The organism is Paenibacillus sp. FSL R10-2788, assembly GCF_038003885.1.
Lineage (GTDB): Bacteria > Bacillota > Bacilli > Paenibacillales > Paenibacillaceae > Paenibacillus_AQ > Paenibacillus_AQ odorifer.
In genome coordinates this window covers 1,149,162-1,163,282 of record NZ_JBBOQA010000001.1, presented here as the reverse complement: position 1 = coordinate 1,163,282, position 14,121 = coordinate 1,149,162, and the positions used below count along the sequence as shown (strand labels likewise).

General features: G+C 42.4%; 11 protein-coding genes. 4 read left to right on the top strand and 7 right to left on the bottom strand.

All coding sequences use genetic code 11. From position 1 onward, the window contains the following. Nucleotides 1-52: 52 nt before the first annotated feature. A complete protein-coding gene (locus tag NSQ50_RS05000) occupies nucleotides 53-1,630 on the top strand; it encodes a bifunctional metallophosphatase/5'-nucleotidase (RefSeq protein WP_076224397.1) in 1,578 nt (525 codons plus the stop codon). Here the strand turns inward: NSQ50_RS05000 and NSQ50_RS04995 are convergent. From NSQ50_RS04995 to NSQ50_RS04985, 3 genes are all read right to left on the bottom strand, one after another. Further along, nucleotides 1,627-3,396 (bottom strand): M3 family oligoendopeptidase, encoded by a 1,770-nt coding sequence (locus tag NSQ50_RS04995; protein WP_076224395.1) that lies wholly within the window; start codon nucleotides 3,394-3,396, stop codon nucleotides 1,627-1,629. The two genes, NSQ50_RS05000 and NSQ50_RS04995, sit on opposite strands and share 4 nt — an antisense overlap. A gap of 225 nt (nucleotides 3,397-3,621) precedes the next feature. Then, complete coding sequence (locus NSQ50_RS04990; protein ID WP_036676491.1) at nucleotides 3,622-4,833, bottom strand: MFS transporter; 1,212 nt, start codon at nucleotides 4,831-4,833, stop codon at nucleotides 3,622-3,624. An 11-nt stretch (nucleotides 4,834-4,844) separates the two neighbouring features. Beyond that, nucleotides 4,845-5,297, bottom strand: coding sequence for a MarR family winged helix-turn-helix transcriptional regulator (locus tag NSQ50_RS04985; protein WP_036676493.1), 453 nt, complete (start codon nucleotides 5,295-5,297; stop codon nucleotides 4,845-4,847). 281 nt (nucleotides 5,298-5,578) lie between these two features. Between NSQ50_RS04985 and NSQ50_RS04980 the strand changes: the two genes are divergently transcribed. Then, on the top strand, nucleotides 5,579-6,118 hold the full coding sequence (locus tag NSQ50_RS04980; RefSeq protein WP_036676495.1) for an NADPH-dependent FMN reductase: 540 nt from the start codon (nucleotides 5,579-5,581) through the stop codon (nucleotides 6,116-6,118). 188 nt (nucleotides 6,119-6,306) lie between these two features. After that, nucleotides 6,307-7,215 carry an EamA family transporter gene (locus NSQ50_RS04975; RefSeq protein WP_036676496.1) on the top strand — a complete coding sequence of 303 codons (909 nt, stop codon included), beginning with the start codon at nucleotides 6,307-6,309 and terminating at the stop codon, nucleotides 7,213-7,215. A 67-nt stretch (nucleotides 7,216-7,282) separates the two neighbouring features. On the opposite strand, the gene NSQ50_RS04970 is transcribed toward NSQ50_RS04975, so the two are convergent. The 4 genes from NSQ50_RS04970 to NSQ50_RS04955 all read right to left on the bottom strand — a co-directional run bounded on the left by NSQ50_RS04970 (nucleotide 7,283) and on the right by NSQ50_RS04955 (nucleotide 12,759). Beyond that, nucleotides 7,283-7,888, bottom strand: coding sequence for a flavin reductase family protein (locus tag NSQ50_RS04970; RefSeq protein ID WP_036676498.1), 606 nt, complete (start codon nucleotides 7,886-7,888; stop codon nucleotides 7,283-7,285). A gap of 17 nt (nucleotides 7,889-7,905) precedes the next feature. Then, the gene (locus tag NSQ50_RS04965) at nucleotides 7,906-8,883 is read right to left on the bottom strand and encodes a ring-cleaving dioxygenase (protein ID WP_076224393.1); all 978 of its coding nucleotides are present in this window, start codon (nucleotides 8,881-8,883) and stop codon (nucleotides 7,906-7,908) included. A 297-nt stretch (nucleotides 8,884-9,180) separates the two neighbouring features. Then, nucleotides 9,181-10,389, bottom strand: coding sequence for an MFS transporter (locus NSQ50_RS04960; protein ID WP_036676501.1), 1,209 nt, complete (start codon nucleotides 10,387-10,389; stop codon nucleotides 9,181-9,183). Between the two features lie 141 nt (nucleotides 10,390-10,530). After that, on the bottom strand, nucleotides 10,531-12,759 hold the full coding sequence (locus tag NSQ50_RS04955; protein ID WP_051490922.1) for an S-layer homology domain-containing protein: 2,229 nt from the start codon (nucleotides 12,757-12,759) through the stop codon (nucleotides 10,531-10,533). A 265-nt stretch (nucleotides 12,760-13,024) separates the two neighbouring features. Between NSQ50_RS04955 and NSQ50_RS04950 the strand changes: the two genes are divergently transcribed. Beyond that, entirely contained in the window at nucleotides 13,025-14,002 is a 978-nt protein-coding gene (locus NSQ50_RS04950; protein WP_036676503.1) for a tRNA dihydrouridine synthase, read from the top strand. The last annotated feature ends 119 nt before the right edge of the window (nucleotides 14,003-14,121 follow it).

The window sequence follows — 14,121 nt, the reverse complement described above, 5'->3', positions numbered from 1 at the left end:
GCCAATTATCTGCTAGAATGAGGTCTGAACTTATTATCAGGAGGGGCTACCTATGAATAAAGAGAATTCAATAACCTGTGAAATCCTCGTAACAAGTGATCTACATGGACATTTTGGGCCCGTCGATTACCGCACGGGGGAGAAACGACCAGCAGGCTTAGCAACAATTGCTACCCTCATTAAACAAGAAAGATCCCATACTCCTGAGCTGATCCTTATAGATAACGGCGATCTTATTCAAGGCACACCGTTAACTTATTATGCAGCTACACATTATAGTAATGAGCTGAATCCGGGCATAGCTGCACTAAATGAATTGAAATATGACGCTGCAATTATTGGCAACCATGAATTCAATTTTGGCAAAACTCTGCTGAATAAAGCCGTTCAGGATTCCCGCTTTCCTTGGTTATCAGCTGGAATTATAGATAACACGACAAATCAACCCGCCTTTGGTAAACCCTATATCATCAAATGGGTAGATAAAATCAAAGTAGCCGTTCTAGGGGTTACAACGCATTACATCCCCCACTGGGAAAACCCTAGCCATATTGAAGGGCTTCAATTTGAGGATTCGCTAGAGACTGTAAAGCATTGGTGTGCCATTATACGGGCAGAAGAGCAGCCTGATCTGCTTGTTGTAGCTTACCACGGCGGATTCGAACGCGATCTAAGCAGTGGAGAACCTGTAGAGAGACTAACGGGGGAGAATCAAGCCTACGCCATGTGTACAGAGGTAGAGGGCATAGATGTGCTAATTACCGGACATCAGCACCGCTCCATAGCTGGGGAGTTGAACGGTGTTACAATCATACAACCTGGTTGTAATGGACTTTCCCTCGGTAAAATTTCGGTTATTTTCCAAAAAGAAAATACACACTGGAAGATTCAGCGTAAACATGCCGAGCTCCTTAACGTTAATGAGACAACAGCTGCAGATGATATAATCCTAGAGCTGAACAGTACTCTTGAATCAGAAACACAAACCTGGCTGGATAAGAGAATAGGAACGGTTATCGGGGATCTGTCTATTTCCAGTGCTGATGAATGCCGCTTAGCTGACCACCCTTTTATAGAATTTATGAATAAGGTACAAATGGAAGCTACTGGCGTAGATATTTCTACAGCAGCCTTACTCAGTAACGATTGTAAGGGTTTCAGCGATACCATCACACGCAGAGACATTTTATCCAACTTCATATATCCCAACACCTTAACCGTCCTAAGACTGACAGGACAAGATATTAGAGAGGCCTTAGAACAAACCGCTAACTATTTCCAACAAGACGAGAACGGAATAATAGTCGTTAACCCCGCCTATATCGAGCCTAAACCGCAGCATTACAATTATGATATGTGGGAAGGAATACAATACGAGCTTGATACCGCTAGACCTGCAGGCGAAAGAGTCCTCCATCTGCTGTACCGAGGACAGCCTATAGAGGACTCTAAAGAATATGAGGTTGTTATGAACAATTATAGAGCCAGTGGTGGCGGAGATTATGAGATGTATAAGGGTAAGCCGATTGTTCAAGAAATTATGATCGACATATCTGAAATTGTCACGGACTACATTGAAAAGCATGGCCAAATTGAAGCTACCTGTGACCATAATTGGAGAGTTGTTTAGGCTTTAGCGATGAACACCTCAATGTCGCTCTCTATCAGCTTCAACGCACTTCTCCAGAAGTCGACGGAGTGAACATCTAGATCCATTGTTTTTGCTACATCAACAATATTATGTTTGCTGGTATCCCTAAGGAACTGGCGATACTTAGGGGCGAACTCTTCGCCCCTCTTTAAATATTCCGCGTACAGTCCTTTAGAGAATAACAAACCAAAGGAATACGGGAAATTCAAAAATTCATTACTAGCCATAAAATATCCAGCTTTGTTCATCCACATGTACGGATGGATTGTACCCGGGTCAATGCCCTCACCATAGGCTTCCACCATACAGGCAATCATCAATTCATTTAGCGCTTGAACAGACAGCGGGCCTAATGCTCTTCTCTCATATAATTTGATCTCAAATAAATAACGGGCATAAAAGTCTACAAGATAATAACCGGCATCAGAAATACTTCTCTCCAGAATAAGCAGAGCTTCCTTCTCCGTTGAATTTGTAATTATGGCATGGTTCACTATCGTCTCACAAAAAATCGAAGCCGTTTCAGCAATCGGAATCGGGTAATCCGTATTCAGCATCGTTTCATTAGCCAGACAGGAGCTATGATAGGCATGGCCGAGCTCATGGGCAAGGATACTAATATCTATGGCATTTCCGGTGAACTGGGTCATAATTCTGCTCTCGCCAATCGGAAAAATATCGATGCAAAGTCCATAACCCCCTTTGCCTGATCTAGGTTCTGCATCAATCCATTGCTGATCAAAAGCCTTCTGAGCAAAACAAGCCAGTTCCTCACTAAAGGTTGCGAAGCTCGAGATGATTGTATCTTTGGCGTTAGCGTATGTAATTTTCCCGTTTTCTACACCGACTGGTGCAAAAATATCGTAAAAAGGCAGCTTTGCCGGATGTCCCAGCAGCTCGGCTTTCTTTTGATAATAGGTATGAAAGGCTGGCAGGCTCTCCCGAAGAGCAGTGAGCATAGCGGCTAAAGTCTCACTGTCCATTCTCGAAGCGATTAACACTTTTTCCAGCGAAGATTGATAACCCCGCATGCCATAAATCGTCAGCGCCTCACCACTAATGCCATTTAAGCTGGCTGCGCAGACCTCAGCAATAAGACTACAGGCTTCTGCCTCTGCTTCATAAGCAGCTTTTCTTAAGCTGGCATTATTCTCATAAGCCATACTTCTTAGCTCCGCAAGCGTCACTTGTCTAGTTTCCCCATCCACCACTAAATCTGCAAGTGTACTTGAAGTCCTCTCCATATACAGTCTGCTCCATGCTTTGGATCCTGTACTCTGCATTTTGGCTATAGCCATTTCAAGTTCTTCGCTTAACTCATAGCGGGATTGTAACAGGAGTTCTCGCAAATAAAATTGATGCTCCATTAGATAAGGGGAGCTAACGATAAGCTCATCCATATGATCACAAGTGCTAAACCAGCGCTTAAAAGCCACAACTACCCCAATGATTTCTGAATTGGCCTCCTCAATATCATCAGCAAGATTCATGGCTTCCTCGCAGCCACGATCTGCGCTGAGTGTTAACTCTGCATAAGCTAACAAGCATACATATTTGCTTTTATAATCATTATAAATTCTTAAAAAGCCCTCCACAGGCATGGCTGTAACGTCTTTTACATTCAAATGGTGCTCAGCCCACCGCTTTAAATCTTGTACATGCTGGCCCAGTAGCTTGCGATCCCTTTTTAACTGCTCCGATTCAAAGGAAGGATATAAACTATCTAAGTTCCATGTCATATTCATCCGCAAATCTCTCCCCCTTCGATTCCTATTCTTCTAAGCATAATCCATCCTGCCAGAAAAGTGCATCGACATAATGTACTTCTTCTCTTCATACACAAAAAAAGGACCCTGCCAACGTCCGGCAGGGTCAAAGTCTATATTATAAGGGGGTTATGTGATTACTATAACCCCCTTAGCTTAAAATAATATGAATAGTAGATAAAGATTGGCTTAATCTCCGAACCCTTATTGACTTAAGGTTGAAGGATTCACTCTAGCCTTGTTAATCTGAATCCCCACATACACGATAAGGAACAACACCATAAACCCAGCCGAATAACGATACATTATCCCATAATCGGTTGCTGCCGAGATTGCCCCAAGAATAATAGCTCCGCTGGCTACGCCTAAATCCGTTGAGTTATAAAACATACTGTTAGCCATACCATACTGTGCAGGTGTTGAGGTACGAAGCATCCAAGCCTGGAGAGTTGGCTGAATAGCACCGAAGCCAAGTCCATATAGCAGTGCAGAAACGATAAGCATTGGCATAGATGTCGTATAAGAAAGCACAGTTAAGCTTGCAACGACGCAAACCGCCGCCGGGATTAGGACAGAAGCTGGTCCTCTTTTATCAAATAATCTGCCGGAGATAGGTCTTATAATGATGATCGTAACCGCATTAAATAAAAAGAACAGACCCACTTGCTCCAGATGAACTGATTCGCCGAATAAAGCGATAAAGCTTAGCAATCCCCCGTAGGTAATTGCCAACATGACATTTAGAATGGCGGGCAATACTAACTGTGTATTAAACGGAACCTTGAGAGGTTTGGTGGATTCGCTTTGATTAGGGGCCGGCTGCTTTTTCCGTTGCGCTGGAAGTGAACGAGAAAATAAAAGCACTGGAAAGGCAAGAAGCAAGGTTATCATACCAATCATAGACAGTGTTCCAAATCCCGAATGCTTCATCACATTCAAGCCAATCATTGGACCGATCGACATCGCCAGGCTGGTAGATAACCCGAAATAACCTATCCCTTCACCCATTCTTTTGCTCGGAATAATCTGCGAAACAATCGTTGGAATAATCGTGCTGGCAATCCCGAACCCAATCCCATAGCCCACACGCATCAGCAGCAGTGAGCCAATGGAATCTGCTACCACATAAAGGCCGGTTATAGCGGCGGCAATTGCTAAGCCAATATATAATAATACATTGCGGCTAACCTTCCGCATCAGAAAAGCGGTCATAAAACGTGAAGCGATCGCAGTTAATGCAAAGACGCTGGTAACGAGGCTGACCATAATATCTCCGGCCTGAAATTCGCTTTTTACGTAAGACGGAAATGAAGATAACAACATCTGTAAATTCATAAATAAAAATAAAGCACTAATCGTTAAAGCAATAAAAGATTTGGTCCATAATTTCGTACGTAGTTCTTGTTGTTCTAACATAACTTGCCTTCCTACTCTCCATCTGTTATTTGATCTACATGATTGTTTATTCTTAGCAGCAATTCCATGAGCAACTCATATTCCTTACTAGAAATACAGTTCATAATCTCTTCTGTTACTTTATCTTCAATAGGAACGGTTTCCTTCACCAGAGACCTTCCTTTTTCCGTAATATAGACTTTAAAAGAACGCCGATCGTTCTCGCCGGTTCTTTTGTAGATCAGTCCCTTTCCTTCTAAATGATCCAGAATTCGCGTTGTAGTTGGCTTATCCTTACCAGAGCGCTTAGCGATATCCTTCTGAATCAGACCTTCCGTTCTGTCAATATGAAAAAGGACTGACCATTGCTCCGGTGTTATATCATGTTCTTTCAGCCCACTTTGAAATAACATGCTTAATTTACGATAAGTCGTGCCCATCATAAATCCTAAAGTAAGCTCGGATTGGTTATGCTTTGTCGTCATGATCGTATCCCTTCTCAATTAACACTGTTTTAATAGTTGCTTAAACAATTATATTCCTAACAACTAATTTTGTAAAGGTGAAGCAAAACCATGAACTAACTATTATAAAGTTGCTTGACAAAGCACACTATGTGCGGTATTATTATCTCATCTTAAAGATACTTAACTTAAAGACAACCAGAGTTTACTACTCTTGAGATAAATAATTTTTAAAGGTTGTGTACTTCATGGGATTTCTAGACAAACTATTTGGTAGAACAAAAATTGAGGAGGAACAAACAATGTCAAAATTAAACATCGGTATTATTCTCGGAAGTACTCGTCAAGGTCGTTTAAGCCCGCAAGTAGGAGAATGGGTTAAAAAGATTGCGGATGCACGCGGGGATGCTAATTATGAGATCATAGATATTGCAGACTTCAAGCTTCCACTATTGGGTGAGGCTGATGCAACTGAACAAGCAACAGCTTGGAACACTAAACTTGCTACGCTAGACGGTTTCGTATTTATCGTACAAGAATATAACCACAGTATTTCTGCATCACTGAAAAATGCGCTCGATTATGCCCGTGAAGCTTGGAATAATAAAGCAGCAGGTATCGTAAGTTATGGTTCTGTAGGCGGCGCTCGTGCAGCTGAACATCTACGTGGAATTTTGGGAGAACTATCTGTAGCAGACGTTCGTGTACACCCTGCGTTGTCACTGTTCACTGATTTCGAGAACGGAACTGTGTTTAAACCAGCGGATCTTCATCTTACCAATCTTAATGGGATGCTGGATCAAGTCTTGGCTTGGAGTGGCGCATTGAAAACTCTACGTTAAGATAGAACGCCTTCCCCCTCTGTTATGTTATGAAGTACACCCTTTAGAATAGACTTTCGATAAACCTATGGTTTGTCCGGTCGCTTCTAGAGGGTGTATTTTTTATGTGTGACGAAATGAGCACCCTGTGTAGAATCTAATCTGGTATAATCGGCGGGGATTTTAAATTACATCAAGGAGCAATGATCATGTGGTTTATGTTTGCATTATTAACGGCCTTCGCTTGGGGAGGGGCTGACTTATTTTATAAAAAGGGGACCGATAGTCAGGATCGGTATAGCCATATTAAGATTGTCATTATCGTGGGCATAGTCATGGGTATTCACGCGACAGCTTATATGCTCATTCAAGGATTAACTTTTGATCCTATAGACTTAATCCGATATTTCCCTGTGTCTGCACTCTATATCCTGTCGATGGCAGTCGGTTATATTGGACTTAGATATATTGAGTTATCCATTGCCTCCCCCGTACAAAATTCATCAGGCGCTGTAACGACGATATTATTATTTATCTTTTTCACCCATGAGCTAGGGGCGCTTGAAATCGTTGGTGTTGCCGTTATCACCTTAGGCATTATCGGGATCGCCATCTTGGAAAAGAAAGCAGAACACCAAGCGCTTCAAAAAAGTGCCGCACAGATTGATAAAAAATATCAGATTGGTGTGATCGCCATCATTTTTCCAATCCTATACTGCCTAATCGATGGACTTGGCACCTTTGCCGATGCTATTTATTTGGATGAACTCAGCCTGATTAGCGAAAAAGCAGCTCTGCTCGCGTATGAATACACCTTCTTTATATGTGCCATCTTGTCTTTTACATACCTGAAATTTTTAAAAAAGGTAAAGTTCAACCTATTTAAAGAACGGGATAAGGGCTTCGCAGCCATTCTGGAAACGACCGGACAATTCTTCTACGTATTTGCTATGTCCAGCAACGCCATTATCGCGGCACCACTTATTGCTTCATACAGCATTTTTTCCGTAATATTATCGCGCATCTTCCTCAAAGAAAAACTAAGCAAGGCACAATATGCCGTTATTATCGTTGTGATTCTAGGGATTGCTTTGTTGGGGATTGCGGACGAGCTGTAGCTGCGGTACACAAAAAGACCTGCTAAGTAGGCTTCATTGCTTACTAGCAGGTCTATTCTAAAGTTGCCTATTCCGGCCTATCTATGGTAAAAATCTCTCCAAGGGTTGCGTAATTATTTCCCGCCAAGCGGCTCACAGCGTTTAGAACTCTCGGGTCAATGCGCCCCTCCTGATAGATCGATTCATCGATATGGAATTGAACAATTTCGCCAATAAACAAATCACTCCCGGGTTCTTCGCCCCCTAGCGGAATTGCTTGAACAAGCTTGCACTCCATCCGCACCTTCGCTTCCAAAACGCCAGGCACAGCTACACTTGTACTTTCAATCGGTGTAAGATTCGCCAATTCAATTTCACTTTCAGAAGCAGGTAATGTGGCTGCAGTCTGATTGATCTTCGCAACATTCTCCTCATCTACAATATGCACAACAAACTGTTGATTATCGTAAATATTACGGGACGTATCTTTTAAACGCCCTGCTGGTCTTTGAATAGCTAATGAAACCATCGGAGGATTAGACGAAACGATATTAAAATAGCTAAACGGTGCACCATTTAAGAGACCCACTTCTGATTGTGTTGTGACAAAGGCTATAGGTCTAGGAATAATAGTGCCAATCAATAATTTATAATTTTCCCGCTCACTGTTGTGCTTGGGATCAATTGAAATCAATCTCCTCAGCTCCTTCTTCACTCTTTCACGAAGTCGATCGTACTTCTAACGGTATCAATAGGACGGACTAACTTCTCAATTTGCTCACGTTTAGGTTCCAAGAAAGGTGGCAATGAAAGCTTCTCGCCAACGGTTTCATATTCCTCATCTCCCATAAATACAGGCCCATCAGTCGCAAGCTCAAACAATATTTGTGGTGCAACACGTGTATACAACGACTCGAAGAAGTGACGATCTACATATCCTGAAGTTTGGAATCCAAAGCCTTCAAAACGCTCTGTCCACTCGTCCAGCATCGCACGATCCTCTACACGGAATGCAGCATGGTGAACAGTCCCAAAACCTTGGCGTGAATTCGGTAAGAACTCATTATGCTCTACAATAATTTGTGCACCGTTTCCGCCTTCGCCAACTTCAAATAAATGATATGTCTCTTCCTGAGCAATTTCTTTAAACAACATCACTTTCTCCAATACTTCTTTGAAGTAGTTGAAATCAGCAATTCGTACAAAGATCGGTCCCAAGCCAGTTATTGCATACTCCAAAGGGATAGGTCCTTTTTGCCACGGTGTACCTGATATGACACCTTTATTCAATTCATCTGAAATAAGTTGATACTGCTGATCATCAAAATCTACGAAGGATAATGTCTTTTTGCCGAATTGCTCTTTAATGCCGGTATGCTTCACTGCAAGCCGATCAAAACGCTTAACCCAGTAGTCTAATGCAGCATCTGTTGGTACCCGGAAGGATGTTTTCGCAATCTCGTTAGTTCCATGAACCCCTTTAGGGATGTTAGGAAAATCAAAGAAGGTCATATCTGTTCCGGCGCTGCCCTTATCATCTGCAAAAAACAAATGATACGTCTGAATATCATCTTGATTGACTGTTTTCTTCACTAGACGCATACCTAATACGTAAGTAAAAAACTCGTAATTTTTCTCTGCGCTGCTTGTGATGGCTGTAACGTGGTGAATCCCTTTTAAGTTTCTCATTGTTATACACTCCTAATGTTTAGTTGATTTTGACTCGTAATATAATTCCCAAGAATAAGAAGGTTTAGTTTAATTATCTTAATGTTAAGATATCACTTAAAAAAAGATCTTTTCTACTGGGCAAGCTCCTTAGCGGATACCACCGAGACTTTTTATCTTTACTTTAATTATCTTTAATTTAAGATAAGTTTAGCACTGAATCTATAGGAAGTCAACGCTTTGCAGCTTATTGTTATAAAAAAGCTTCACACAAGTTCAATGAACTCGTATGAAGCCGGGATATCTTATATCATCTCATTAGGTTAAGTTATGATGCTGAGTGATGACCGCTGCTTGGCTTTGATGATCCATCTTATAACATATCAACGTAATCACACAGGCCAATATCGCCAGGATGGCAGCAGCTACAGGAAGAGAGATTAATCCTCCATGCCCGGCAACCACTCCACCGATCGCGGACCCGCCTGCAATTCCCAGGTTTGAGGCTACTGGATTCAATGAGGCAGCAAGATCCTTCGTTTTTGGTGAGAACTGCTTAGCTAAGTCAATCAAATAGAGCTGTGCAGGGGCGCTCACAATACTCGACATCATGGCTAGAGCCATTAGCACAATCATTCCAAGAATGGAAACAGATGCGGTCATACTAAAGATAACATAGACCACAGCTTGGATAAGGAACACGAATCTCAGCTTACTAACCGCATTCCCGGTCGCAACCTTGCCACCAATCCAGTTGCTGACAATCGTGGCAATTCCGTATACAAACAGCACACCGCTAACCGAGCTTTTAGGAACATTCATGACTTGCTCCAGAATAGGTGTAATGTAAGTATACATCACAAATACGGCTCCCACTGCCGTAACCGGAATGAGAAATGCAAGAATAATGCGGCCGTTTGTGAGCAATCCGATCTGATCCTTGAGTGAGCTAGGCACAGGTTTCGGTAATTGGCGTGGAATATAGATATAATTTAGGACTATGGCAACTCCAGCTAATATCCCATTCAGAACAAACGCTGCTGGCCAATTAAAAAACTGCCCGACGAAAGTACCGATCGGCACACCAAAAACATTCGCAATAGCAAAACCACTCAAAATTGTAGCAATCGCTTTGCCTCTCTTCTCCTGATCAACCGCTTCATTCGCTACCGTAATGGCTACAGAAAGAACAAAGCCACATAGTATGGCAGTAACTATTCTAGTCACCAGCAGCATACTGTAAGTTCCAGTTACAGCACTCCACAAATTTAGCAGTAAAATCAATACAAGTGATACAAGAATCGTAATCCGTTTCGGAACACGGCTGCACAAGGACATCATAATTGGTGTGCCAATGGCATAAGAAATCGCGAAGCCAGATACCAATCCCCCGGCTGTCGCAAGCGTAACTCCGAGGCTTGAGGATATTTCAGAGAGTAAACCAACAATAATATACTCCGTCGTACCCAGAATAAAAGCCATAAAAGTAAACGAGAAAATCAATGCGTTCTGACGTGTTGTTTTCATGGTGCTCTCCATCCTGTTTATCTCTATTTTTATATGAACATACCTTACTCATAATACTCATTTAGACTATATTGAGCAATCCTATTTTTCATAAAAAAGAAGCTTCCCACAAGTTCAAAGAACTCATGAGAAGCTTCTAGTTTAAGCCGGTGGCAAAATAATTAAGGTAATGACTTGTTCCTCGGAATAAGATCTGGCTGTTCCAGGTCCATCCGCATCGGCTTTGAACTTAATGAGATAGGTCCCGGGTGCCGGCATCACTTTATTATGAAGTTCAAAAGCGATATCCGAAACACCTATGTTACTTCCTGTGAAAGTTAACGTATGCCCATTATTGCTAATTTGATCACTCGTCGGATGTGTCCATCCACTAATGGTATAATAGTCGTTTGTGGTAAAGATCATGCCTTCCAACGTTACCTGAATTTCAGCATTCGTAAAGCTTTCTCCCGAGAAAAAGTCGAAGCGAATGCGCGATTGTGTAGAACCCGTTATCAGTTGTTTTGTTTTTGAACCGCCGCCTCCGTCAAAGCCATATATAGAGCTAGTAACCGTAGGTGTGGTCAGAACACCATTAACAAGCTCAATCGTAACCGCATGGGCAGCGTTCTTCGCTGATTCATTATTGGATGAATCCTTAGCGGTAATCACGAAACGATACGTTCCTGCGTTCAGATCCCCAATATCGGCCGCACTCACAGCTCCGTCTGCTGCACTGGTGCCTAATGCGATGGCGGTTCCTAATTCGTCGGCATCTACTTCACCGTTCTCATTCGCATCCGTCCACAGGTAGGCTTGTACCGCTGCTCCTTGCTCGCCAATAGCTCCCGCTAACCCGCCAAGCTGATCTTGTGTCCCGTTGTAGTTGTCGATCGCTTCGAACTTAGTTGCGTCCACTACCGGTGCAGTCGTATCCGGAACATCGTTTTTGCTTAAGGTCACCGTAACCGCATGTGCAGCTTTCTTCGCTAATTCATTATTGGATGAATCCTTAGCGGTAATCACGAAAGTATACGTTCCTGCGTTCAGATCTCCAATATTGGCCGCACTCACAGATCCGTCTGCTTCACTGGTGCCTAAAGCGATGGCTGTTCCTAATTCGTCGGCATCTACTTCACCATTCTCATTCGCATCCGTCCACAGGTAGGCTTGTACCTCTGCTCCTTGCTCCCCGATGGCTCCCGCTAACCCGCGAAGCTGATCTTGTGTCCCGTTGTAGTTGTCGATCGCCTCGAACTTGGCTGCGTCCACTACTGGTGCAGTCGTATCCGGAACTTCGTTTTTGCTTAAGGTCACCGTAACCGCATGTACAGCTTTCTTCGCTGATTCATTATTGGATGAATCCTTAGCGGTAATCACGAAACGATACGTTCCTGCGTTCAGATCACCAATATTGGCCGCACTTACAGATCCGTCTGATGCACTAGTGCCTAATGCGATGGCTGTTCCTAACTCATCGGCATCTACTTCACCATTCTCATTCGCATCCGTCCACAGGTAGGCTTGTACTGCTGCTCCTTGCTCGCCAATAGCTCCCGCTAACCCGCGAAGCTGATCTTGTGTCCCGTTGTAGTTGTCGATCGCCTCGAACTTGGTACTTTCAACCACAGGTGCATTTGTATCTGAATTACTGCTATGCTCACTTTGCGAAGACGAAGACCCTCCAACAACAGGAGTAGGCACTGTTACCGGTTCTTTGCTCGGTTGAGCAGTTGGGGTGGAAGCGGGCTGCTCAGTGTTTCCGTTCTCCTTAAACTTCAGAAACTTAGAAGCTACTAGAGCTACGGCCTGACGATCTACTTTGGTATCAGGATTAAAAAAATTATTATATCCTGTAATCAATCCATATTCCACAGCGGCAGCTATAAAATCCTTAGAATAATCAGCAATTTGGCTACTATCAGCAAATTGCAAAGTTCCAGCTTTACCCGTAGGATTGACTCCCAATGCTCTCACGAACATGACGACCATATCCTGACGTGATAAATTTTGCCCCGTACCGAAAAGATTACTGCCTGTACCCTTAATCAATCCGGCTTTGACAGCTGCCTCCACATAGCTGTATGCGTAGTTGCTTGTGGGAACGTCCAGAAAGGTTGGCAGTGCAGGAGGGTTCGAAACATCCAGCTTTAATGTCTTTGCTAAAATAATTGCAAAATCCTGCCTTGTAATATTCGACGTAGGATAGAACTTACTCTCTCCAACACCGGTCACTATCCCCTGATCGAATAGCTCAACAATCGCTTTCTTTGCATATGAGCCATCAATATCAATAAAGGAAGCAGCTGCCGATCCTTTGGTCGGCATAATGATAGGGCTTGATAATACAGCAGCAGCCAATATAGAGCTTATCCATTGCTTTTTGTTCACTTGCTTATCCCCCTGTTCTTTGGTTGCGTTATGTCGTTTGTCTATAATCGATTCGTTAACACGATTCGACTTTATATTACAAACTTTTCATCTACAGGATTATAACAAGTATCAATAAACAGATTATAAACAAATAGCCATGGACGAACATTCTCACATTATTGATTCTGTGCATCAAACGAAAAAAAATGATACTATGTATGATGGGTAAAAGACTTTGCTATAGCCTATATCGTTTTTATATATTACAACAAGAGGAGATATTATGAGTAACGAACAAAACTTTTGGCTGGATTTACCGAAGCCGTTTTTTATATTAGCACCCATGGAAGATGTCACAGATGTTGTATTTCGTCACGTCGTTAGTGAAGCTGCAAAACCCGACGTATTTTTCACAGAATTCACAAATACAGAAAGCTATTGTCACCCTGTAGGAAAAGACAGCGTACGTGGTCGATTAACGTTCACAGAAGATGAGCAACCGATTGTCGCTCATATTTGGGGTGATAAACCCGTATTTTTTGAACAGATGAGCATTGATATGAAAAAACTTGGTTTTCGTGGTATCGATTTAAACATGGGATGCCCAGCACAAAACGTAGCATCGAATGGAAAAGGTGCTGGATTAATAAAACATCCTGAAGTAGCAGCAGAAATTATTCAAGCAGCAAAAGCAGGCGGATTGCCGGTTAGTGTTAAAACAAGATTGGGTTACTCTGATGTTGACGAGTGGCGCGATTGGCTGGGACATATATTGAAACAAGATATTGCCAATCTTTCCATCCACCTTCGTACAAAAAAAGAGATGAGTAAAGTAGAGGCACACTGGGAACTAATCCCTGAAATAAAAAAATTACGCGATGAAATTGCTCCAAATACGTTGTTAACTATTAATGGAGATATTCCTGACCGCGCAACAGGATTAAAATTAGTAGAACAATACGGCGTTGATGGAGTCATGATTGGCCGCGGTATTTTCACCAATCCATTTGCCTTTGAAAAAGAACCTAAAGAACACAGCGCGAAGGATTTTCTCAATTTACTTCTTTTACAGTTGGATCTTCACGATAAATATTCAAATGAACTTGAGCCACGTTTATTTAAACCACTTCTTCGCTTTTTCAAAATCTATGTTCGTGGATTTAGAGGCGCAGGTGAACTAAGAAACCAATTAATGGATACAAGATCAACTGATGAAGTACGTCGGTTAGTAAAAACTGTTTTAGAGCAAGAATTAGATTAAATTATACCCACAAAAAAATGAGAGACCTCTCAAAAGTTCAATGAACTTATGAAAGGTCTCTCATTTTTGTACTATGTGGTCAAATGGTGTTTCCTCTCAAGGAAACTCATCATCGAATT

Excerpts from the sequence above, each read along its gene's own strand:
- NSQ50_RS05000 (WP_076224397.1), top strand. The coding sequence starts at position 53 with ATGAATAAAGAGAATTCAATAACCTGTGAAATCCTCGTAACAAGTGAT.
- NSQ50_RS04995 (WP_076224395.1), bottom strand. The coding sequence starts at position 3,396 with ATGAATATGACATGGAACTTAGATAGTTTATATCCTTCCTTTGAATCG.
- NSQ50_RS04990 (WP_036676491.1), bottom strand. The coding sequence starts at position 4,833 with ATGTTAGAACAACAAGAACTACGTACGAAATTATGGACCAAATCTTTT.
- NSQ50_RS04985 (WP_036676493.1), bottom strand. The coding sequence starts at position 5,297 with ATGACGACAAAGCATAACCAATCCGAGCTTACTTTAGGATTTATGATG.
- NSQ50_RS04980 (WP_036676495.1), top strand. The coding sequence starts at position 5,579 with ATGTCAAAATTAAACATCGGTATTATTCTCGGAAGTACTCGTCAAGGT.
- NSQ50_RS04975 (WP_036676496.1), top strand. The coding sequence starts at position 6,307 with ATGTGGTTTATGTTTGCATTATTAACGGCCTTCGCTTGGGGAGGGGCT.
- NSQ50_RS04965 (WP_076224393.1), bottom strand. The coding sequence starts at position 8,883 with ATGAGAAACTTAAAAGGGATTCACCACGTTACAGCCATCACAAGCAGC.
- NSQ50_RS04960 (WP_036676501.1), bottom strand. The coding sequence starts at position 10,389 with ATGAAAACAACACGTCAGAACGCATTGATTTTCTCGTTTACTTTTATG.
- NSQ50_RS04950 (WP_036676503.1), top strand. The coding sequence starts at position 13,025 with ATGAGTAACGAACAAAACTTTTGGCTGGATTTACCGAAGCCGTTTTTT.